This window comes from Pseudomonas sp. S2_H10 (assembly GCF_054668285.1).
Genome location: NZ_CP162754.1, coordinates 2,060,636 through 2,082,832, shown reverse-complemented (window position 1 = coordinate 2,082,832; position 22,197 = coordinate 2,060,636). Strand labels below are relative to the sequence as shown.

The 22,197-nt window shown below is 61.3% G+C and carries 22 protein-coding genes; 20 read left to right on the top strand and 2 right to left on the bottom strand.

The features are described 5' to 3' along the window. Positions 1–24 precede the first annotated feature (24 nt). From AB4O16_RS09090 to AB4O16_RS09055, 8 genes are all read left to right on the top strand, one after another. Positions 25–210 (top strand): Trm112 family protein, encoded by a 186-nt coding sequence (locus AB4O16_RS09090; RefSeq protein ID WP_003179363.1) that lies wholly within the window; start codon positions 25–27, stop codon positions 208–210. Further along, entirely contained in the window at positions 207–971 is a 765-nt protein-coding gene (kdsB, locus tag AB4O16_RS09085) for a 3-deoxy-manno-octulosonate cytidylyltransferase (RefSeq protein WP_160387335.1), read from the top strand. The genes AB4O16_RS09090 and kdsB overlap by 4 nt, the downstream gene beginning before the upstream one ends. Further along, positions 971–1,435 carry a low molecular weight protein-tyrosine-phosphatase gene (locus AB4O16_RS09080; RefSeq protein ID WP_160387337.1) on the top strand — a complete coding sequence of 155 codons (465 nt, stop codon included), beginning with the start codon at positions 971–973 and terminating at the stop codon, positions 1,433–1,435. The genes kdsB and AB4O16_RS09080 overlap by 1 nt, the downstream gene beginning before the upstream one ends. Beyond that, on the top strand, positions 1,432–2,451 hold the full coding sequence (gene murB / locus AB4O16_RS09075; RefSeq protein WP_160387338.1) for a UDP-N-acetylmuramate dehydrogenase: 1,020 nt from the start codon (positions 1,432–1,434) through the stop codon (positions 2,449–2,451). Before AB4O16_RS09080 ends, murB begins: the two co-directional genes overlap by 4 nt. 429 nt (positions 2,452–2,880) lie before the next feature. Further along, on the top strand, positions 2,881–3,351 hold the full coding sequence (locus AB4O16_RS09070) for a (2Fe-2S)-binding protein (protein WP_460157567.1): 471 nt from the start codon (positions 2,881–2,883) through the stop codon (positions 3,349–3,351). Beyond that, on the top strand, positions 3,348–5,669 hold the full coding sequence (locus AB4O16_RS09065) for a xanthine dehydrogenase family protein molybdopterin-binding subunit (protein ID WP_460157566.1): 2,322 nt from the start codon (positions 3,348–3,350) through the stop codon (positions 5,667–5,669). The genes AB4O16_RS09070 and AB4O16_RS09065 overlap by 4 nt, the downstream gene beginning before the upstream one ends. Next, on the top strand, positions 5,669–6,652 hold the full coding sequence (locus AB4O16_RS09060) for an XdhC family protein (protein WP_460157565.1): 984 nt from the start codon (positions 5,669–5,671) through the stop codon (positions 6,650–6,652). Before AB4O16_RS09065 ends, AB4O16_RS09060 begins: the two co-directional genes overlap by 1 nt. After that, entirely contained in the window at positions 6,649–7,245 is a 597-nt protein-coding gene (locus AB4O16_RS09055; protein WP_460157564.1) for a nucleotidyltransferase family protein, read from the top strand. Before AB4O16_RS09060 ends, AB4O16_RS09055 begins: the two co-directional genes overlap by 4 nt. A 173-nt stretch (positions 7,246–7,418) precedes the next feature. Here the strand turns inward: AB4O16_RS09055 and rne are convergent, their stop codons facing one another. Continuing rightward, positions 7,419–10,649, bottom strand: coding sequence for a ribonuclease E (gene rne, locus AB4O16_RS09050; protein WP_460157563.1), 3,231 nt, complete (start codon positions 10,647–10,649; stop codon positions 7,419–7,421). Positions 10,650–11,350: 701 nt separating this feature from the next. Here rne and rluC point away from each other — a divergent pair. Genes rluC through AB4O16_RS09035 form a run of 3 tightly spaced genes read left to right on the top strand, consistent with a single transcriptional unit; the run spans position 11,351 to position 13,975 of the window. Beyond that, positions 11,351–12,313, top strand: coding sequence for a 23S rRNA pseudouridine(955/2504/2580) synthase RluC (gene rluC / locus AB4O16_RS09045; protein ID WP_460157562.1), 963 nt, complete (start codon positions 11,351–11,353; stop codon positions 12,311–12,313). After that, the gene (locus AB4O16_RS09040) at positions 12,300–12,962 is read left to right on the top strand and encodes an HAD-IA family hydrolase (protein ID WP_460157561.1); all 663 of its coding nucleotides are present in this window, start codon (positions 12,300–12,302) and stop codon (positions 12,960–12,962) included. The genes rluC and AB4O16_RS09040 overlap by 14 nt, the downstream gene beginning before the upstream one ends. A 23-nt stretch (positions 12,963–12,985) precedes the next feature. Then, a complete protein-coding gene (locus AB4O16_RS09035; RefSeq protein ID WP_460157560.1) occupies positions 12,986–13,975 on the top strand; it encodes a S49 family peptidase in 990 nt (329 codons plus the stop codon). A 132-nt stretch (positions 13,976–14,107) separates the two neighbouring features. Here the strand turns inward: AB4O16_RS09035 and AB4O16_RS09030 are convergent, their stop codons facing one another. Beyond that, a complete protein-coding gene (locus AB4O16_RS09030; protein ID WP_460157559.1) occupies positions 14,108–14,686 on the bottom strand; it encodes a Maf family protein in 579 nt (192 codons plus the stop codon). Positions 14,687–14,791: 105 nt separating this feature from the next. Here AB4O16_RS09030 and AB4O16_RS09025 point away from each other — a divergent pair, with 105 nt between their 5' ends. From AB4O16_RS09025 to mltG, 9 genes are all read left to right on the top strand, one after another. Next, positions 14,792–15,319, top strand: a complete 528-nt coding sequence (locus AB4O16_RS09025) for a YceD family protein (protein WP_008050439.1) — start codon at positions 14,792–14,794, stop codon at positions 15,317–15,319. Positions 15,320–15,332: 13 nt separating this feature from the next. Continuing rightward, the gene (rpmF, locus tag AB4O16_RS09020; RefSeq protein ID WP_003179396.1) at positions 15,333–15,515 is read left to right on the top strand and encodes a 50S ribosomal protein L32; all 183 of its coding nucleotides are present in this window, start codon (positions 15,333–15,335) and stop codon (positions 15,513–15,515) included. 4 nt (positions 15,516–15,519) lie between these two features. After that, positions 15,520–16,530 carry a phosphate acyltransferase PlsX gene (plsX, locus tag AB4O16_RS09015; protein WP_160387357.1) on the top strand — a complete coding sequence of 337 codons (1,011 nt, stop codon included), beginning with the start codon at positions 15,520–15,522 and terminating at the stop codon, positions 16,528–16,530. Between the two features lie 125 nt (positions 16,531–16,655). Then, positions 16,656–17,594 carry an ACP S-malonyltransferase gene (gene fabD / locus AB4O16_RS09010; protein WP_008050436.1) on the top strand — a complete coding sequence of 313 codons (939 nt, stop codon included), beginning with the start codon at positions 16,656–16,658 and terminating at the stop codon, positions 17,592–17,594. Between the two features lie 16 nt (positions 17,595–17,610). Next, complete coding sequence (fabG, locus tag AB4O16_RS09005; RefSeq protein WP_160387359.1) at positions 17,611–18,351, top strand: 3-oxoacyl-ACP reductase FabG; 741 nt, start codon at positions 17,611–17,613, stop codon at positions 18,349–18,351. 196 nt (positions 18,352–18,547) lie between these two features. After that, on the top strand, positions 18,548–18,784 hold the full coding sequence (acpP, locus tag AB4O16_RS09000; protein ID WP_003175607.1) for an acyl carrier protein: 237 nt from the start codon (positions 18,548–18,550) through the stop codon (positions 18,782–18,784). A 110-nt stretch (positions 18,785–18,894) separates the two neighbouring features. Then, positions 18,895–20,139, top strand: a complete 1,245-nt coding sequence (gene fabF / locus AB4O16_RS08995) for a beta-ketoacyl-ACP synthase II (RefSeq protein ID WP_150717480.1) — start codon at positions 18,895–18,897, stop codon at positions 20,137–20,139. Next, on the top strand, positions 20,139–20,954 hold the full coding sequence (pabC, locus tag AB4O16_RS08990; RefSeq protein WP_460157558.1) for an aminodeoxychorismate lyase: 816 nt from the start codon (positions 20,139–20,141) through the stop codon (positions 20,952–20,954). Before fabF ends, pabC begins: the two co-directional genes overlap by 1 nt. A 3-nt stretch (positions 20,955–20,957) precedes the next feature. Next, a complete protein-coding gene (gene mltG, locus AB4O16_RS08985; protein ID WP_160387363.1) occupies positions 20,958–22,193 on the top strand; it encodes an endolytic transglycosylase MltG in 1,236 nt (411 codons plus the stop codon). Positions 22,194–22,197: the final 4 nt, after the last annotated feature.

Here is a 22,197-nt window from a genome sequence, read left to right as displayed (position 1 = left end):
CTCCGTTTTTTCCAGGGAATGCACATGGACACCAAATTGCTCGATATCCTCGCTTGCCCGGTCTGCAAAGGCCCGCTCAAGCTCAGCGCCGACAAGACCGAGCTGATCAGCAAGGGCGCAGGCCTGGCCTACCCGATTCGCGATGGCATCCCGGTGATGCTCGAATCCGAAGCGCGCACCCTGACCACCGACGAGCGCCTGGATAAATGACCACAGCCTTTACCGTCGTCATTCCATCGCGTTACGCCTCCACCCGCCTGCCGGGCAAGCCGCTGCTGCTGATCGCCGGCAAGCCGATGATCCAGCATGTTTGGGAACAGGCGAGCAAAAGCAGTGCCGCGCGAGTGGTGGTTGCCACCGACGACGCGCGCATCGTCGAGGCCTGCAATGGCTTTGGTGCCGAAGTGGTGCTGACCCGCGAGGATCACAATTCCGGCACCGATCGCCTGGCCGAAGTCGCGATGAAGCTGGGCCTGGCGCCCGATGCCATCGTGGTCAACGTCCAGGGCGACGAACCGCTGATCCCGCCGAGCGTGATCGATCAGGTCGCCGCCAACCTGGCCGCCCACGCGCAAGCGCGCATGGCCACCCTGGCCGAGCCGATCGAAGACGCGCAAACCCTGTTCAATCCCAACGTGGTCAAGGTCGTCAGCGACCTCAATGGCCTGGCGTTGACGTTCAGTCGCTCCACCTTGCCCTGGGCGCGGGATGCTTTCGCCGTGAACCCTGAGCAGTTGCCGGAAGGTGTGCCGTACCGCCGCCACATCGGCATCTATGCCTACCGCGCCGGTTTCCTGCAGGATTTCGTCAGCTGGGGCCCCTGCTGGCTGGAAAACACCGAGTGCCTGGAGCAGCTGCGTGCCCTGTGGCACGGCGTGCGGATCCACGTGGCCGACGCACTGATTGCGCCGCCCGCCGGCGTCGATACCGCTGAAGACCTTGAGCGCGTTCGTCGCCTGCTGGAGGCGTGATGCGGGTTCTGTTTGTCTGCCTGGGCAACATCTGCCGCTCTCCCACGGCCGAAGGCGTGCTGCGGCACAAGCTGCGTGAAGCGGGGCTGGCCGATCAGGTCGAAGTCGCCTCCGCCGGCACCGGCGACTGGCATGTCGGCAAGGCGCCGGACAAGCGCAGCCAGGCCGCGGCAAAGCTGCGCGGTTATGATTTGTCCGCCCAGCGCGCGCAACAAGTCAGCCGCGCCGATTTCGCCACCTATGACCTGATCCTGGCGATGGACAACAGCAACCTGCGCAACCTCAAGGCCCTGCAACCGGCCAAGGGCAAGGCAGAGCTTGATTTGTTCCTGCGCCGTTATCAGTCGCCAGTCGATGAAGTGCCGGATCCGTATTACGACGGCGACCAAGGCTTCGAGCAGGTGCTGGACCTGATCGAGCACGCCAGCGATTTGCTGGTGATCGAATTGAAGGGACGGTTATGAGTTTGCAGGTCAGGTCGCAGGTTTCGCTCAAGCCGTTCAACAGCTTTGGCGTGGATGTCCAGGCGCGGTTGTTTGCCGAGGCCCATAGCGACGCCGATGTGCGTGAAGCCCTGGCCTATGGGCTGGAGCACAAGGTGCCGGTACTGGTGATTGGCGGCGGCAGCAACCTGTTGCTGACGGCGGATATCGATTCACTGGTGCTGCGCATGGCCACTCGCGGGATTCGCCTGCTCAGCGATGACGGCAGCAAGGTGGTGATCGAAGCGGAGGCGGGCGAGCCCTGGCATCCGTTCGTGCAACACACGCTGGCGGCGGGGTTGTCCGGCCTGGAAAACCTCAGCCTGATTCCCGGCACCGTCGGCGCGGCGCCAATGCAGAACATCGGCGCCTACGGGGTCGAGATCAAGGACGTGTTCGCCGGCCTGACCGCCCTCGATCGACAGAGCGGCGAACTGCGCGACTTCACGTTGCAAGAGTGCAACTTCGCTTACCGCGACAGCCTGTTCAAGCAGGAGCCTGGGCGCTGGTTGATCCTGCGCGTGCGTTTTGCCCTCGACCGCGGCGCTCATCTGCATCTGGAATACGGACCGGTGCGTCAGCGCCTGACCGAACAAGGCATCGAGCATCCGACCGCCACCGATGTCAGCCAGGCCATTTGCAGCATCCGCAATGAAAAGCTTCCGGACCCGGCCGTACTCGGCAATGCCGGCAGCTTCTTCAAAAACCCCCTGGTGTCGGCAGCGCTGGCGGCACGGCTCAAGGGCGAATACCCGGACCTGGTGGCCTATGCGCAACCCGACGGGCAGATGAAACTGGCTGCCGGCTGGTTGATCGAGCGGGCAGGGTGGAAGGGTTTTCGTGAAGCCGACGCGGGTGTTCACAAGCTGCAGGCGCTGGTGCTGGTCAACTACGGCGGCGCAACGGGCCTGCAATTGCTGAACCTGGCGCAACGTATCCAGAAAGACATTTCGGAGCGTTTCCATGTCGACCTGGAAATGGAACCGAACCGGTATTGAGCTAAGCTTTCAGGACGGATCAAAAAGCCCTGCACGATGTTTATCGTGCAGGGCTTTTTTTTGGCTTTCTCTGGTTTGGAGATCATTTCATTTTCGACCAAGACGCGGTCTCTTGTAGGAGCCGGCTTGCTGGCGATGGTCGTCAACGATAACGCGTATAACCCGGATAAAACGCGGCGCACTGGAGTCCATCGCCGGCAAGCCGGCTCCTACAGGTATTGCGGTGTTTCCCGGAATGTTAATGCTCGGTTAACTTAGTCGGCTAACGATGCCCACTCCTGTTTCACCAAAGGCCCGGTGCAGACGTCTGCGTCCGCACAAGAGAGCCTATTAGCCTGAGTCGATCTGCGTGCGACCCTACGTCGCAAAGCCTGAGATCCAGCGGCAGATTGCTCGACCCCATAACTCAAGAAATATGCGGGCGTGCCCATGATTACCCTGAAGCTCAATGGTCAAGACCATCAACTCGACGTCACCGAGGACATGCCGCTGCTCTGGGCGATCCGCGACGTGGCCGGTTACAACGGCACAAAATTCGGCTGCGGCATGGGCCTGTGCGGCGCCTGCACCATTCATATCGAAGGGGCTCCGGCACGCAGTTGCATCACGCCCATCGGTTCCGTCATCGGGCAGAATGTCAGCACCATCGACAACCTGCACGCCGACCCGGTCGGCAAAGTCGTGCAGCAAGCCTGGCTCGACACGGCGGTCGCCCAATGCGGCTTCTGCCAGGGCGGGCAGATCATGTCGGCGACAGCGCTGCTCAAGACCCATCCGAACCCGAGCGACGAGCAGATCGAAGAAGCCATGGTCGGCAACATCTGCCGCTGCGGCACCTACAACCGCATCAAGACCGCCATCCGCCAGGCCTCCACCCACCTGAAGGAGGTCAAGGCATGAACCGCTTACTGAATGATTTCGCCCTGAGCAACCTCAGTCGCCGTGGCTTTCTCAAAGGCGTGGGCGCCACCAGTGCGCTGGTATTGGCGGCAAGCTGGGGCTGGCAAGACGCTTTTGCCGAGGACAAAGAGAAAAAGTTCGGCGCCGACGGCATGCCGCACGGTTGGGTCGACGACCCGAAAGTCTATGTGAGCATCGCCGCCGATGGCACGGTAACCGTAATCTGCAACCGTTCGGAGATGGGCCAGGGCGTGCGCACCAGCCTGACCATGGTGGTGGCCGATGAACTGGAGGCCGATTGGGCTCGGGTCAAGGTACAGCAGGCCCCCGGCGATGAAGTACGCTTCGGCAACCAGGACACCGACGGCTCGCGCAGCATGCGCCATTGGTACGAGCCGATGCGTCGTTGCGGGGCGGCTGCACGCGCAATGCTGGAACAGGCCGCCGCTGATCAGTGGAAAGTGTCGGTCGGCGAATGCCATGCGCAACTGCATAAAGTCATCCATAAACCCTCGGGCCGCGAACTCGATTATGGCGCGCTCGCCGCCGCTGCCGGCGCCTTGGCCGTGCCGGCGCGTGACAGCCTGAGGCTCAAGCAGCCCTCGGAGTTTCGCTACATCGGCAAGGAAGGCACCAAGGCCATCGATGGTGAGGACATCGTCAATGGCCGTGCGGTGTACGGCGCCGACGTGCATTTCGACGGCATGCTCTACGCGACCATTGCGCGGCCCGCGGTGTATGGCGGCAAGGTCAAGAGCTTCGATGGCAGTGCGGCGATGAAAGTCCCCGGCGTGGTCAAGGTGCTGCAGATCGAGAGCCGGCCCTTGCCTTCGGAGTTTCAACCGCTCGGCGGTATCGCCGTGGTGGCGAACAACACCTGGGCGGCGATCAAGGGCCGCGAGGCGCTGAAAATCGAGTGGGACGACGGCCCCAACGCCAGCTACGACTCCATCGCTTACCGCAAGGAGCTCGAAGCCGCCTCGCTCAAACCCGGCAAGGTGGTGCGCAATACCGGCAATATCGATGAGGCCATGAGCAGCGCCGACAGCACGCTGGAAGCCTCCTATTATTTGCCGCATTTGTCGCAGTCGCCGATGGAACCGATGGTCGCCATTGCGCGGTTCAAGGACGGTGCGTGTGAAGCCTGGGGCCCAAGCCAGGCGCCGCAGGTCACCCGGGAGCGGATCGGTGAGCGCCTGGGCCTGCCGTTCGACAACGTCACGTTCAACGTGACCCTGCTGGGGGGCGGGTTCGGACGCAAGTCCAAGCCTGACTTCATCATTGAAGCCGCCATCCTCGCCAAGGAATTTCCCGGCAAGGCGGTGCGGGTGCAATGGACCCGCGAAGACGACATCCACTGTTCCTACTTCCATACCGTTTCGGCCGAATACCTCAAGGCCAGTCTGAACAAGGACGGTCTGCCGTCCGGTTGGTTGCACCGTACGGTGGCGCCGAGCATCACCGCATTGTTTGCGCCGGGCATGAACCATGAGGCAGCGTTCGAGCTGGGCATGGGATTCACCAACATGGCGTATGCGATCCCCAACATTCGCCTGGAAAACCCCGAGGCAACGGTGCACACCCGGGTCGGCTGGTATCGCTCGGTGTCGAACATTCCCCACGGCTTCGCGATCCAGAGCTTTATCGATGAACTGGCGCACAAGGCCGGGCAGGATCCGCTGAAGTATCAGGTCAGATTGCTCGGCCCGGACCGCAAGATCGATCCGCGCACCTTGAGTGAAGAGTGGAACTACGGCGAATCCCCCGAGCGTTATCCGATCGATACCGCGCGCCTGCGCACGGTACTGGAGACCGCCGCCAAGGCCGCCGGTTGGGGGCGTGAACTGCCCAAGGGCCGCGGCTTGGGCCTGGCGGTGCATTACAGCTTCGTGACATATGTGGCGGCGGTGATCGAGGTGGAGGTCAAGGACGACGGCACGCTGGTGGTGCACAAGGCTGACATCGCCGTCGATTGCGGGCCGCAGATCAACCCCGAGCGGATTCGCGCGCAATTCGAAGGCGCCTGTGTCATGGGCCTGGGGAATGCGGTGCTGGGGGAAATCAGCTTCAAGGACGGCAAGGTCCAGCAGGATAACTTCCATATGTACGAGGTGGCGCGCATGTCCCTGGCGCCGAAAGAGGTGGCCGTGCATCTGGTGACGCCGCCGGGCGACGTGCCATTGGGTGGTGTGGGTGAGCCGGGCGTGCCACCGATTGCGCCCGCCCTGTGCAATGCGATCTTTGCCGCCACCGGCAAGCGCATTCGCAATTTGCCGGTTCGTTATCAACTGTCGGGCTGGCAGAAGGCCGAAGCCTGATGGACAGCGCCGATCTGAACGTCCTGCGCAGCGTGTTGTCATGGCATCGCGCCGGCCAGCGGGTGGTGTTGTACAGCGTGGTCGAAACCTGGGGCACGGCGCCCCGGGCGCCCGGCGCCATGCTCGCCCTGCGCGAAGACGGCATGGTGATCGGTTCGGTCTCGGGCGGGTGTGTCGAAGATGACTTGATCGCCCGGCTGCACGACGGGCGCCTCGCGCGCGACGGGCCGCCGGTGCAATTGATCACCTACGGCGTGACCCGCGAGGAAGCCGCACGTTTCGGCCTGCCCTGCGGCGGCACCTTGCGTTTGACCGAGGAGCGTATCGACGATGGGGACTGGGTCGAGCATTTGCTCGCCCGTTGCGAGGCCCATGAAATCGTCGCCCGTGAACTGAACCTGGCCACCGGCAAAGTGCTTTTGCAGCCGGCCGGTAAAGCTGACGTGTTGACGTTCGACGGCCAGACCTTGCGGGCGATCTACGGCCCGCGCTGGCGCTTGCTGTTGATCGGCGCGGGGCAACTGTCGCGTTATGTGGCGGAAATGGCCCGCCTGCTGGATTTCGAGGTGCTGATTTGCGATCCGCGTAGCGAATTTGCCTATGGCTGGGAAGAGCAGCACGGACGATTCGTTGCAGGCATGCCGGATGACGCGGTATTGAGTATCCACACCGATGAGCGCACGGCCATCGTGGCCTTGACCCATGATCCGCGTCTGGACGACATGGCGCTGCTCACCGCCCTGGATTCCGGGGCGTTCTACGTCGGGGCGCTGGGTTCGCGGGTCAACAGCCAGAAGCGCCGGGAAAACCTGGCGCAGTTGGGGTTGGCGCAATCGACGATCGATCGCTTGCATGGTCCGATCGGTTTACATATCGGCAGTCATAATCCGGCGGAAATTGCCTTGTCGCTCATGGCGGAAATCGTCGCGGTCAAAAACGGCATCGAATTGAAGCAGAAGAAAGTCTTGCAGGAGAGGGTATGAGCAAGTCAATTGGCGTCATCGTGCTGGCGGCAGGGCAGGGCAGTCGGTTTCGTCAGGTGGCGGGCGCCGAAAAGGATAAATTGCTGGCCGATTGCACCGGTCGCGATGGTGCGGTGCGGTCTGTCATCGAACACACATTGGTCAATCTGCCGGTCGCACTGGACAAGCGCGTATTGGTGACGACCGCTGACCGTCCGCAAGTGGTTCGCATGGCTCAGGCCTATGGCTGCGAGATCGTGCTGATCGAGTCGACGGGTATGGGCGACAGCATTGCCGCCGGGGTCGCTGCCTGCAAGCAGCTCGATGGCTGGCTGATGGTGCTGGGGGATATGCCGTTCATCCTGCCGTCCAGTATCGAACAAGTGGTGGCGGGTATTGGCGATGACCGTATCAGCGTGCCAGTGCAGGGCGGTGAGTATGGGCATCCGGTCGGGTTTGGGCGGGACTTCGCGGCGGGGTTGATGGCGCTATCGGGGGATCGTGGCGCCAAACCGTTGTTCGCCGAGGGGCGGGTGATTGAACTGATCGTGGATGATCCCGGCGTGTTGTGGGATGTGGATGTACCTGACGCGTTGAATTTCAGGTCCGCTTAGCTCACCTGTAGGAGCGAGCCTGCTCGCGATAGCGGTGGATCAGCTAGCATCAATGTTGAATGTGATTCCGCTATCGCGAGCAGGCTCGCTCCCACAAGGGATTGCTGTGAAGTCCGGACATAAAAAAAGCCCCGCCTGGATCACCAGGCGGGGCTTTTTAGTGGCCGATGGAATCAGACGAGAGGTTTAGGCTCGTGCTCTTTTTCCTCGGCTTGCTCGTGTTGCTCTACCGCTTCCTGAACGGAGCGCGGCGCTTCGTGGATCACCGACTCAACCGGCTCGGCAGCCACTTCGGCGGCCGCTGCAGGTTCGGCGGCGACAACCGCTTCAACCGGAGCAGCAGCGGCAGCCAGTTCAGCTTCCTTCTGCAGACGCTCGGCTTCACGCTTGCGACGACGCACTTCACGTGGGTCGTTAGGCGCACGGCCACTTGGCGTCAGGGCGCTGGCAGGAGCAGCTTCGACTTCCGGAGCCGGTGCTTCGGCAACGACCGGCGCATCAACGACTGGCGCTTCAACCACCGGCGCTGGAGCCGGCTCTGCAGCAACAACCACTGGCTCGGAAACCATGGCTTCAGCCACTTGGGTCTCGACAGCTGGCGCTGGTGTTTCAGCGACAGCCGGCTCGGCTACCCAGTTGAAGGCCGTTTGCTCTTCACGCACTTCGCGAACGGTTTCAGACACGCTTTCGACGACGGCTTCTGCTGCCTGGGCAGGGGCTTCAACCACTGGAGTCGGCTCGGCGGCAGCTTCAACGACAGGTTGTGCTTGCGGCGCTGGCGCTACTTCGATTTCCGGTGAGGCGGTGATTTCGACCGGCGTGGTCGCTTCAACGGCTGGCGCTTCGACTGGAGCAGTTTCCAGGGTGGCGGCAGTGGCGCGTTCGGCTTGCACATTGGCCTCAGCTTCGGCTGGAGCACTGATCACGCTGCTGGCAACGGCTGCGGTCACAGCCAGGCCGGCGGCGAGATCGGCAGTGCTTGGCGCTTCAGCGTTTTCGCCGGACTCGGACTCTTCCGTACCTTCGATCACGTTGCCATTGGCATCACGCTGACGCTCGCGACGGTTGCTGCGGCGACGCTGGCCACGGGAGCGGCGACGTGGACGATCGCCTTCGGCGCCTTCCTGACCGTCTTCCTGCGCTTGTTCTTCGCTGGTGGCCAGCTCTTCTTCGGCAGCGGCGGCAGCAGCTTGCTCGGCACGTGGCTGACGTTCTTCACGCGGTGGGCGTGGCGCGCGTTCTTCACGTGGCTGGCGAGCCGGACGCTCTTCAGCCGTTGCGGTAGCGGTATCAGCAGCGACAGCGGCAGCGGCCGGGGTGGCATCCAGAGGCTCGCGCAGTTCACGAACGCGTTCTTCGCGCTCGCCACGTGGCTTGCGGTCTTCACGCGGGGCGCGCGGTGCACGTTCTTCACGTGGAGCGCGTGGTGCGCGTTCTTCGCGGGCGACTGCCGGGGTTTCTTCACGGGTCTCGCGAGGCTCGCGCACTTCGCGTGGCTGACGCTCTTCGCGCGGCTCACGTGGAGCACGTTCTTCACGCGGTGCACGTTCTTCGCGAGGCTTGCGCTCTTCATCGCGGCGACCGTTACGGTTGCGGCTCTGCTGGCGACCGTTGCGACGCTCTTCGTTACGGGCCGGGCGCTCGGTGGTCGCAGGCTTTTCAACCACGGCCGGAGCAACAGGCTCTTCCTTGGTGGCGAACAGGCTCACCAGCGACTTCACCAGGCCTTTGAACAGGCTTGGCTCCGGTACGGCGACCGGGGCAGGGGCCGGAGCGGCGACTTCGGTCGGAACCGGAGCGTTGGCGCGGGCCGGAGCGGTCTTGACCGCGGCTTCCTGGCGAACCAGGGTGCGGGTCGCGGCGGCAGGCTGGACTTCTTCGACTTCGGCAGCGGCAGCGGCGATTTCGTAGCTGGACTGGTTGGTCGCGGCTTCCGGGCTGTCATCACGCAGGCGCTGAACTTCGAAGTGCGGCGTTTCGAGGTGATCGTTCGGCAGGATGACGATACGGGCACGGGTGCGCAGTTCGATCTTGGTGATCGAGTTGCGTTTTTCGTTGAGCAGGAACGCAGCCACCGGGATCGGCACTTGTGCGCGAACTTCGGCGGTACGGTCTTTCAGGGCTTCTTCTTCGATCAGGCGCAGGATCGCCAGGGACAGCGATTCAACGTCACGGATGATGCCGGTGCCGTTGCAACGCGGGCAGACGATGCCGCTGCTTTCGCCCAGGGACGGACGCAGGCGCTGACGGGACATTTCCAGCAGGCCGAAGCGCGAGATGCGACCGACTTGCACGCGAGCGCGGTCGGCTTCCAGGCATTCGCGGACTTTCTCTTCCACGGCGCGCTGGTTCTTGGCAGGGGTCATGTCGATGAAGTCGATGACGATCAGGCCGCCGATGTCGCGCAGGCGCAACTGACGGGCGATTTCTTCGGCGGCTTCAAGGTTGGTCTGCAGTGCGGTTTCTTCGATGTCGCTGCCTTTGGTGGCGCGCGCCGAGTTGATGTCGATGGACACCAGGGCTTCGGTCGGATCGATCACGATGGAGCCGCCGGAAGGCAGTTCGACTACGCGCTGGAAAGCGGTTTCGATCTGGCTTTCGATCTGGAAACGGTTGAACAGCGGGACGCTGTCTTCGTACAGCTTGATCTTGCTGGCGTACTGCGGCATCACCTGGCGGATGAAGGTCAGGGCTTCGTCCTGGGCTTCGACGCTGTCGATCAGCACTTCGCCGATGTCCTGGCGCAGGTAGTCGCGGATCGCGCGGATGATCACGTTGCTTTCCTGGTAGATCAGGAACGGCGCGGCGCGGTCCAGCGAAGCTTCCTTGATGGCGGTCCACAGTTGCAGCAGGTAGTCGAGGTCCCACTGCATTTCTTCGCTGCTGCGGCCAAGGCCGGCAGTGCGCACGATCAGACCCATGTCGGCCGGGGCTACCAGGCCGTTCAGCGCTTCACGCAGTTCGTTGCGCTCTTCGCCTTCGATGCGACGGGAAATACCGCCGGCACGCGGGTTGTTCGGCATCAGCACCAGGTAACGACCGGCCAGGCTGATGAAGGTGGTCAGGGCGGCGCCCTTGTTGCCACGTTCTTCTTTTTCGACCTGAACGATGACTTCCTGGCCTTCGCTCAGGACGTCCTTGATGTTGACGCGACCTTCCGGGGCTTTCTTGAAGTATTCGCGGGAGATTTCTTTGAGGGGCAGGAAGCCGTGGCGCTCAGAGCCGAAATCGACAAAGGCAGCCTCGAGGCTTGGTTCGATGCGAGTAATCCGGCCTTTATAGATGTTGGCCTTCTTCTGCTCGCGTGCACCGGATTCGATGTCCAGGTCATAGAGGCGCTGGCCATCTACCAGTGCAACACGCAACTCTTCGGGTTGAGTTGCGTTAATCAGCATTCTTTTCATGTAGTACCGTCGGTTTCCGGGCTGCCGGAAACGGCGTTCGGCACACACGACTTCTCACGGTCGGTGTCAGGTGCGTCGGGAGTGGTTGGCCATTTCCCGTGTCCAGCGAAGTCCGGCCAATGTGGGCCTTCATCGCGACGTACGCGTCCTGCTTGCTGTGGCTACTTAAGCACTCAGTCAGGAGGAGGAATCAACCAGCGGCTGTGGACGAGATGAAGCGTCTTGAGAAAACCTGTTGCTACACAGTCCGGCGGTTGTGCATCTCCACCCTACACGTATCCCTGATAATTCGGGTGCTGCCGCGCGCAGAATCCGCAGCGGGTTGGCATTTACCGTGAGCTCCGAAAGGGGAGGTCACGCATCATGGCTAATTTAGGCGTTGTTTCCGATGCCTTCGCTCGGGGTCATTCGCAGCTGACTGCACTTTGTGAACTGGCCGTGAATATGGCTCGCAAAACGAGTGAAAACTCTGCTTTGTGGCGTGATTCAGGCCTCATGTCACCTGCGCTCGTTACACCTGCAAACTCCACCGTTACGTAGCGAAAGCCCCGTAGGACGGCCTCGCGTCCTGGTGAATTGCGTTGGTCAGGGCCGGTTTTTGACCGTTGGTCCGCTGTCCAGGCCGCTTTTGGCGGCGTTCGCGACTATAGCAGCAATGATTAAGTGCTTCAATTCCATAAAAAATTGTTATCATCCGCGCCATGACGACGACTACCCCCCCGACTCCAGGCGTACAACTGCTTGAGGTCTCGCCGGAATATGCCGGCCAGCGTATTGATAATTTCCTTCTCGCCCGACTCAAAGGCGTGCCCAAGACCTTGATTTACCGCATTTTGCGTAAGGGCGAAGTGCGCGTGAACAAGGGACGGATCAAGCCCGAGTACAAGCTGCAGGCGGGCGATATCGTGCGCGTGCCGCCGGTACGTGTGCCTGAGCGCGACGAGCCGGTGCCACTGGCACAAGGCCTGCTGCAGCGCCTCGAAGCCTCGATTGTCTTCGAAGACAAGGCGCTGATCGTGATCAACAAGCCTTGCGGCATTGCGGTTCATGGCGGTAGCGGCCTGACGTTCGGGGTGATCGAAGCCTTTCGTCAGTTGCGCCCCGATTGCAAGGAGCTCGAGCTGGTTCACCGTCTCGACCGTGACACCTCCGGCCTGTTGATGATCGCCAAGAAGCGCAGCATGTTGCGCCACTTGCATGCGGCGTTGCGCGGCGATGGCGTCGATAAGCGCTATATGGCGCTGGTTCGCGGTAACTGGGCGTCCTCGATCAAGCAGGTACGAGCGCCTCTGGGCAAGAGCAATCTGCGCTCCGGCGAGCGTATGGTCGAGGTCGACGAGGAGGAGGGCAAGGAGTCCGTGACCGTATTCAAGGTCCTGCGCCGTTTTGGCGACTTTGCCACCTTGATCGAAGCCAAGCCGATTACCGGTCGTACTCACCAGATCCGTGTCCATACCCTGCACGCCGGGCATTGCATCGCTGGCGACACCAAGTATGGCGAAGAAGGTTTCAGCAAGGAAATCCGTGACCTGGGCGGCAAGCGCCTGTTCCTGCACGCCTACATGCTGACCGTGCCGCTGCCCGATGGCGGTGAGCTGAAGCTGCAGGCGCCGGTCGACGAGATGTGGGCCAAGACCGTGGAGCGTTTGAGTGCGCCCATCTGATTGCAAGCTGCTGATTTTCGATTGGGACGGCACGCTGGCCGATTCCATTGGCCGGATAGTCGAGGCGATGCACGTTGCCTCGCAGCGTTCCGGGTTTGAGCGGCGTGATGACTTTGCCGTCAAGGGCATCATCGGCCTGGGCTTGCCGGAAGCGATCCGCACCCTGTATCCCGAGATTGATGATGCCGAGCTGATCGCGTTCCGCGAGCATTATGCCGAGCACTACATTGCGTCGGAGGCCGTGCCTTCGCCGCTGTTCGAGGGCGTGGTCGAGTCGCTCGAGGCATTTCGCGCCGAGGGTTATCATCTGGCCGTGGCGACCGGCAAGGCCCGTCGCGGGCTGGATCGGGTGTTGAAGTCCCATGGCTGGGAGGATTTTTTCGATATCACCCGCGCTGCCGACGAGACCGCCAGCAAGCCCCATCCGCTGATGCTCGAGCAGATTCTCGCGCATTGCGAAGTTCGCCCGGAACAGGCGTTGATGGTCGGGGATTCGTCCTTTGATTTGCAGATGGCGCGCAACGCCGGCATAGGCTCGGTGGCTGTCAGCTATGGTGCTCAATCGATCGAGGCATTGAAGTTGTATGAGCCGCGACTGGCCATCGACCGTTTTTCAGAATTGCATGCCTGGCTGAGTCAGCGGGCTTAACCGGTTGTTTGTGGGGTAATGGCATGGCCGACGAATGGAAGGCGCCCGCGAAGGCGAGCGCAGAGAGCGGTGACGACAAAAGCTGGAAGCTGCTGGAAAAGACGCTGCTGGCCAGCGTGCAGGAGCAGCGCCGGTCCCGCCGCTGGGGAATATTCTTCAAGTTGCTGACGTTTGTGTACCTGTTCGGCGCCATTGCGCTGTTTTCGCCGCTGATGGACATGGAAAAGGCCGCTACCCGCAGCGCCAACTACACGGCGTTGATCGACGTGACCGGCATGATTGCCGACAAGGAGCCGGCCAGCGCCGACAATATCGTTGGCAGCCTGCGCGCGGCCTTCGAGGACGAGAAGGTCAAGGGCGTCATCCTGCGCATCAACAGCCCGGGCGGCAGTCCGGTGCAGTCGGGTTACGTCTACGACGAGATCCGTCGCCTGCGCGGCCTGCACCCGGATATCAAGCTGTATGCGGTCATTTCCGACCTCGGGGCTTCCGGTGCCTACTACATCGCCAGCGCGGCGGACCAGATCTACGCCGACAAGGCGAGCCTGGTCGGCTCCATCGGTGTGACAGCGGCCGGTTATGGCTTCGTCGGCACCATGGAGAAGCTGGGGGTCGAGCGTCGCACCTACACCTCGGGTGAGCACAAGTCGTTCCTCGATCCGTTCCAGCCGCAAAAACCGGAAGAAACCGCTTTCTGGCAGAGCGTGCTCGATACGACCCACAAGCAGTTCATCAACAGCGTCAAGCAGGGGCGCGGCGATCGCCTGAAGGACAAGGAGCATCCGGAGTTGTTTTCCGGCCTGGTCTGGAACGGCGAGCAAGCGCTGCCGTTGGGGTTGATCGATGGACTGGGCAATGCCAGTTCGGTTGCGCGGGATGTGATCGGCGAGAAAGAGTTGGTGGACTTTACCGTTCAGGAGTCGCCGTTCGATCGCTTCTCGAAAAAGCTCGGTGCCAGCGTGGCTGAGCATTTGGCGATGTGGATGGGATTCAACGGTCCGTCGCTGCGCTGAGTCTGAAGTGACATGAAAAACCGGCCTGCGTGGCCGGTTTTTTTTCCTTCGCACCATCTGTAGGAGCTGGCTTGCCAGCGAAGGCGGCATGCCTGATACACCGCGTCGCCCGGTTCGCCAGCAAGCCGGCTCCTACGGGATTTGCACACCTTCGGTCATGAGCATGTCGGTCAAGCGAATCAGTGGCAGGCCGACGAGGCTGGTGGCGTCAGGGCCTTGCGTGCTTTGAAACAGGCTGACCCCCAGGCCTTCGGCCTTGAAGCTGCCTGCGCAGTCGTAGGGTTGCTCGGCGTGCAGGTAGCGTTCGATGCGTGGCGCGTCGAGTGTGCGCATGTGTACGGTGAACGGCACGCAGTCGACCTGGCAGTGCCCGGTCCGGCTGTTGAGCAGGGCCAGGCCGGTCAGGAATGTCACGCTGGCACCGCTGGCGGCCAGCAGCTGTTCGCGGGCTTTTTCGAAGGTGTGGGGCTTGCCGATGATCCGCTCTCCCAGCACGGCGACCTGGTCGGAACCGATTATCAGATGAGCGGTATGGCTATCGGCCAGGGCTCGCGCTTTCTCTTCGGCGAGGCGTTTGACCAGCTCGATGGCGGATTCACCCGGGCGATGGCTTTCGTCGATATCCGGCGAGCTGCACGTGAAAGGCAGCTGCAAGCGAGCGAGCAATTCCCGGCGATAGACCGAGCCGGAAGCGAGTAATAAAGGCAGCATGCGCATCTCCATAAGGCAGGTGCGAATTCTAGCGAGGCTTCCAAGTGACGGACAGGGCTGAATTTCCTTTGACATGGGCGGGGGCATCCCTATAATGCTGCGCCTATGTTGAATGACCCGATTCCACCTCACGTTGACCCGCGCAAATTGGCTGATCGTGGCACCACCCTTCAAGGTGAAATGCTGCTGGCCGATTTGGAGAGACTCTGCGACCCGCTTTCCGACAATGTCGGTACGGTGCAGGCTAAATTCGTTTTTGAACGAGATGAACGTAAATCTGTGGTCATCCACAGCTTTATCGACACTGAAGTCAAAATGGTTTGCCAGCGTTGTCTTGAGCTGGTCACCCTGCCGATCCATAGCGAATGCAGTTACGCTGTGGTGAAGGAGGGTGCGAATACCCAGTCGTTGCCGAAAGGTTATGACGTGCTGGAACTGGGCGAAGATCCTTTGGATCTGCAGTCACTGATCGAGGAGGAGCTTCTGCTCGCCTTGCCCATTGTGCCTGCTCATCATCCGGAAGAATGCCAGCAGCCGGCGGGTCTCGATGAGCCCGAACCGAGCGAGGACGAGGTAACGCGGTCCAACCCGTTCAGTGTATTGGCGCAGTTAAAGCGTGACCCAAACGTTTAGGAGTTAATCAATTATGGCTGTTCAGCAGAACAAAAAATCCCGCTCTGCCCGTGACATGCGCCGTTCGCACGACGCTCTCGAGGCTAGCACCCTGTCTGTAGAAAAAACCACCGGTGAAGTTCACCTGCGTCACCACGTATCGCCAGAAGGCGTATACCGTGGCCGTAAAGTGATCGACAAGGGCGCTGACGAGTAATCACTTGTCCGCTCAAGTCATCGCGATTGACGCAATGGGCGGGGACTTCGGTCCCCGCAGCATTGTCCAGGCCAGCCTTGCTTGCCTGTCTGCTACACCCTCGCTGCACCTGACCCTCGTCGGTCAACCCTCCCTACTTGAAGAATTGATCGCTGGCCATTCGGCTGTGGATCGCGCGCGCCTGTCGATTACGCCGGCGTCCGAAGTCATCACCATGGACGAAAAACCCGCCCAGGCCTTGCGTGGCAAGCCTGACTCATCGATGCGCGTGGCCCTTGAGCTGCTGCGTGATGGCAAAGTCCAGGCCTGTGTCAGTGCCGGCAATACCGGCGCGCTGATGGCGTTGTCGCGGTTCGTGCTCAAGACCCTGCCGGGCATTGATCGTCCGGCCATGGTGGCGGCGATCCCGACGCAAAAGGGTTACTGCCAATTGCTCGACCTGGGCGCCAACGTCGATTGCAGTGCCGAGCAGCTGTTGCAGTTTGCGATCATGGGCTCGGTGGCGGCGGAGACTCTGGGCGTAATCCGTCCACGGGTCGCGTTGCTGAACATCGGCACCGAAGATATCAAGGGTAATCAGCAGGTCAAACTGGCGGCGACCTTGTTGCAAGGCGCCCGTGGCATCAATTACATCGGCTTTATCGAAGGCGACGGTTTGTACCGTGGCGAAGCGGATGTGGTGGTGTGCGACGGTTTTGTCGGCAATATCCTGCTCAAATCCAGCGAGGGTCTGGCGACCATGATTGCCGCGCGCATCGAGGCGTTGTTCAAGAAGAATGTGGCCTCGCGCGCGGTCGGCGCACTGGCGCTGCCCTTGATGAAGCGCCTGCAGGCCGATCTGGCGCCTGCCCGGCACAACGGTGCGAGCTTTCTCGGCTTGCAGGGGATTGTGGTGAAAAGCCACGGTTCTGCCGGGGTCCAGGGTTTCCAAAGTGCCATTCAGCGCGCCTTGATCGAGATTCAGGAGAATCTTCCCGAGCGCCTGCACGGTCGTCTGGAGGATTTGTTGCTTTAGGCGTTTTCGTCGGACAATGCTTAAATGTGACCGCTTGGTTCGATGGGCCATCCAACTGTCAGTTTCTTGCGTCCCCAAAGCGGGGCGCCATTTCTCCGACGACAAGATCATTAGGGGCTTGTTACATGTCTGCTTCCCTCGCATTCGTCTTTCCAGGACAGGGTTCGCAGTCCCTCGGCATGCTGGCCGAGCTGGGCGCGCAACATCCGGTTGTCCTTGAAACATTCAAAGAAGCTTCCGATGCACTGGGTTACGACCTGTGGGCACTGACCCAGCAAGGGCCGGAAGAGCAACTCAATCAAACCGATAAAACCCAACCGGCCATCCTGACCGCTTCGATCGCCCTGTGGCGTCTGTGGCTGGCGGAAGGCGGCGCGCGTCCGGCTTATGTTGCCGGTCACAGCCTGGGCGAATACAGCGCACTGGTTGCTGCTGGCAGCTTGAGCCTGGGCGACGCGGTGAAACTGGTCGAGCGTCGTGGCCAACTGATGCAGGAAGCCGTTCCGGCCGGGCAGGGCGGCATGGCCGCGATCCTCGGCCTGGACGATGCCGACGTACTGGCAGCCTGTGCCGAAGCGGCGCAAGGCGAAGTGGTCAGTGCGGTCAACTTCAACTCGCCGGGCCAGGTGGTCATCGCCGGTGCCAAGGCTGCGGTCGAACGCGCCATCGAAGGCTGCAAGGCGCGTGGCGCCAAGCGCGCCATGCCGTTGCCGGTCAGCGTGCCGTCGCACTGTGAGCTGATGCGCCCGGCTGCCGAGCGTTTCGCCGAGTCGATCGCCGCGATCGACTGGCAGGCGCCACAGATCCCTGTAGTCCAGAACGTCAGTGCCCAGGTGCCGGCCGATCTGGAAACCCTCAAGCGCGATCTGCTCGAGCAGTTGTACAAGCCGGTACGCTGGGTCGAATCGGTACAGGCGCTGGCAGCCAAGGGCGCGACCAACCTGGTCGAGTGCGGCCCGGGCAAAGTGCTGGCCGGCCTGAACAAGCGTTGCGCCGAAGGCGTATCGACATCCAACCTCAATACCCCAGACGCTTTCGCTGCCGCCCGTGCAGCGCTGGCCTGAATCAGGAGAAACTTGCATGAGTCTGCAAGGTAAAGTTGCACTGGTCACCGGTGCAAGCCGTGGCATCGGCCAGGCTATCGCCCTGGAACTGGGTCGTCAGGGCGCCATTGTCGTCGGTACCGCGACCTCCGCGTCGGGTGCCGAGCGCATTGCCGCCACCCTGAAGGAAAACGGTATTCAAGGCACCGGCCTGGAACTCAATGTCACCAGCGACGAGTCCGTGGCGGCAGTCCTGGCGAGCATTCAGGAGCAGTTCGGTGCACCGGCGATCCTGGTCAACAATGCCGGTATCACCCGCGATAACCTGATGATGCGCATGAAAGACGACGAGTGGCATGACGTTGTCGATACCAACCTGAACAGTCTGTTCCGCCTGTCCAAGGGCGTTTTGCGTGGCATGACCAAAGCCCGTTGGGGCCGAATTATCAGTATTGGTTCGGTTGTGGGTGCCATGGGCAACGCAGGCCAAGTAAACTACGCTGCCGCCAAGGCCGGCCTGGAAGGTTTCAGCCGTGCGCTGGCGCGTGAAGTCGGTTCGCGTTCGATTACGGTAAACTCGGTGGCCCCAGGGTTCATCGATACCGATATGACCCGTGAACTGCCCGAGGCGCAGCGTGAAGCCCTGCAGTCGCAGATTCCGCTGGGTCGTCTGGGGCAGGCTCAAGAGATCGCGTCCGTGGTCGCTTTTCTTGCGTCGGACGGTGCGGCTTACGTTACCGGAGCTACAATCCCGGTGAACGGCGGGATGTACATGTAATTCAAATGTGACGGATTGCTTCAAAAAAATGTCATACGAGCTGTCTAAAATCCGTTATAAAGCTGCAATCTATTTATAGGCAGAGGGTCACCGGGTTCGAGGAGTGAAGCTTTCAGTTGAAAAGCTGAAAAGTCTTTCTATACACTTACCCACTGGCCAGCTGCCTGAATTTGTCCATTAGGAGTGAAAACAAGGTATGAGCACCATCGAAGAGCGCGTCAAGAAAATCGTTGCTGAGCAACTGGGCGTTAAAGAAGAAGAAGTGGTCAACACTGCTTCCTTCGTAGAAGACCTGGGTGCCGACTCCCTTGACACCGTTGAGCTGGTGATGGCTCTGGAAGAGGAATTCGAGACCGAAATCCCTGACGAAGAAGCTGAGAAGATCACTACTGTACAAGCTGCAATCGACTACGTTACTAGCCACCAGGCGTAATAGTTTGTAATCGTTGCTCGCTGTCATGGAAAAACCGCACTGCCATCATGGCGTGCGGTTTTTTCTTTAGGCCTGATGCAAAGTCGTCATTTGAAAAAAAGGAGAGTGCTGTGTCGCGTAGACGCGTCGTAGTCACCGGTATGGGTATGTTGTCGCCACTGGGCACGGATGTGCCGAGCAGCTGGCAGGGCATTCTGGCTGGCCGCAGTGGCATTGGTCTGATCGAACACACCGACCTTTCTGCCTATTCCACCCGTTTTGGCGGCTCGGTAAAGGACTTCAATGTCGAGGAGTACCTGTCGGTCAAGGAAGCCCGCAAGCTCGACCTGTTCATTCAATACGGTCTGGCCGCAGGTTTTCAGGCGGTACGCAATTCCGGTCTGGAAGTCACTGACGCCAACCGTGAGCGTATCGGCGTGGCCATGGGCTCGGGTATTGGCGGTCTGACCAATATCGAAGAAACCGCCCGCACGCTGCACGAGACCGGCCCGCGACGGATCTCTCCGTTCTTCGTGCCTGGCTCGATCATCAATATGATTTCCGGTTTCCTGTCCATCCACCTCGGTGCACAGGGACCCAACTACGCCATCGCCACGGCCTGTACCACCGGTACCCACTGCATTGGCATGGCAGCCCGCAACATCATGTACGACGAAGCCGACGTGATGATTGCCGGTGGCGCCGAAATGGCCGCCTGCGGTCTGGGCATGGGCGGCTTCGGTGCCTCCCGCGCACTGTCGACCCGCAACGACGAACCGACCCGCGCCAGCCGTCCCTGGGACAAGGGCCGCGATGGCTTCGTGTTGTCCAACGGTGCCGGTGCGCTGGTCCTGGAAGAGCTGGAACACGCCAAGGCCCGTGGTGCGACCATCTATGCCGAGCTCATTGGCTTCGGCACCAGCGGCGATGCCTACCACATGACCTCGCCACCCGCCGATGGCGCCGGTGCCGCTCGCTGCATCACCAATGCGCTGCGCGATGCCAAGATCAATGGCGACCAGGTGCAGTACATCAACGCCCACGGCACCTCGACTCCCGCAGGCGACCTGGCCGAAGTCAATGCGATCAAGTCGGTGTTCGGCGAGCATGCCTACAAGCTGGCCGTCAGCTCCACCAAGTCCATGACCGGCCACCTGCTGGGTGCGGCGGGCGCGGTCGAGGCGATCTTCAGCGTGCTGGCCATCAACGGCCAGGTAGCGCCGCCGACCATCAACCTCGATGAGCCGGACGAAGGCTGCGACCTCGACTTCGTGCCGCACACGGCGCGCAACATGGATATCGATGTGGTCGTTTCCAACTCCTTCGGTTTTGGCGGCACCAACGGCTCGCTGGTGTTCCGCCGGTTCGCAGGCTGATGGACTGCTGGGTCGACGGTCAGCCGGCTGACGCTTTGTCGCTGAAGGATCGCGGCCTGGCTTATGGCGATGGTTTGTTCGAGACCGTCGCCGTGCGCAACGGGCAGCCCGTGTTGCTGGACCGGCATCTGTCGCGTCTGGCGCACGGCTGTTCGCGCCTGGCGCTTGCTGCCGATCAGGAATTGATCCGCAGCGAACTGCTGGCCTATGCCGCGGCGCTGGGTGACGGAGTGCTCAAGCTCATCCTCACCCGCGGCGACGGTTTGCGCGGTTACGCGCCCGATCCCTCGGCTCAGGCCCGACGCATTCTGCAAGGCAATCCACCGGCGGCTTATCCTGCCGCGCACGGTGAGCAGGGTGTTCGTCTGTTTCCGTGCACCACGCGATTGTCCAGGCAGCCACTGCTTGCCGGCCTCAAGCACCTGAATCGTCTTGAACAAGTCCTCGCCCGTGCCGAATGGCAAGACACCGAGCATGCCGAAGGCTTGATGCTCGATCAGGCCGGTCGCGTGATTGAAGGCGTGTTCAGCAATTTGTTCCTGGTGCGTGACGATGGGCTCATCACCGCTGACCTCAAGCGCTGCGGCGTGGCCGGGGTGATGCGCGCCGAAATATTGTTTCAAGCCGAGTCGCTGGGAATCCCCACGCAAATCACCGACATCCCCCTCGAACAGCTGCAATGGGCTGACGAAGTCTTTGTCTGCAACAGCGTGTATGGCGTGTGGCCAGTACGTGCCTGTGCTGCTCTTCACTGGCCGGTTGGCCCGCTCACCCGTAAACTCCAATCCATTGCCCGTGCACTACTGGATGCTTGATACGTGAGACGTAAACTCTTGCTGCTGCTGGAAACCGGACTGGTTCTGGCAGGGCTGATGATGGGGGCTTCAGCCTGGAAAATTCATTCGGCGCTGGTACAGCCGCTGAACATTGCCCAGGAACAATTGCTGAATGTGCCCAAGGGCACCACGCCGACCCGCACTTTCTACCGACTCGAAGCCAATGGCGTCATCAAGGACGCATTCTGGCTGCGCGTGTATTGGCGCTTCAACCTGGCCAAGCAGCCCCTGCACAGCGGCGAATATCGCCTGCAGCCGGGCATGACCGTCGAAAGTCTGATCGACCTGTGGAAACGCGGGGAAATGGTGCAATACAGCCTGACCCTGGTCGAAGGCTGGAATTTTCATCAAGTCCGTGCGGCCCTGGCCAAAGAGGAAAAGATCGAACAAACCCTGAATGGTTTGAGCGACAGCCAGGTCATGGACAAAATCGGCCATGCCGGGATTTTCCCTGAAGGGCGATTCTTCCCTGACACTTACCGCTACGTGCGGGGGATGAGTGACGTCGAGTTACTGAAGACGGCTTACGATCGTCTCGATGAGGTGCTTGCCAAGGAGTGGAATCAGCGTGCAACTGATTTGCCCTACAAAGGACCTTATCAAGCGTTGATCATGGCTTCGCTGGTCGAGAAAGAAACCGGCGTGCCGCAGGAGCGCGGGCAGATTGCCGGTGTGTTTGTGCGGCGCATGGCGATCGGCATGCTGTTGCAGACCGACCCGACGGTGATCTATGGCCTGGGTGACCGTTACAACGGCAAGTTGACCCGCGCCCATCTCAAGGAAGCCACCCCTTACAACACCTACATGATTTCCGGCTTGCCGCCGACCCCGATTGCCATGGTCGGTCGCGAAGCCATTCACGCGGCGCTGAACCCGGTGGAGGGCAGCAGCCTTTACTTCGTGGCTCGCGGTGATGGCAGTCATGTGTTCTCCGATGATCTGGATGCCCACAACAACGCTGTGCGAGAGTATCAACTGAGGCGTCGTGCCGATTACCGTTCCAGCCCGGCACCTGTTACTGCGCCCGAAACGCCGCAGGCTCCGGCTGAGGAGACTCAGTCTGCGCAATCTCAAACCGGGCAGGATCAGGCACCGATCCCGGCCGCTTCACCCGACACTGCTCCCGAGTCCGTGCCGCAAGTGCCAGCGCAAGAACCTGCGCCTGAACCTGCACCCATGCCCGCACCGGATGCAGCCGCGCCGCAAAACGCGCAATGACTCT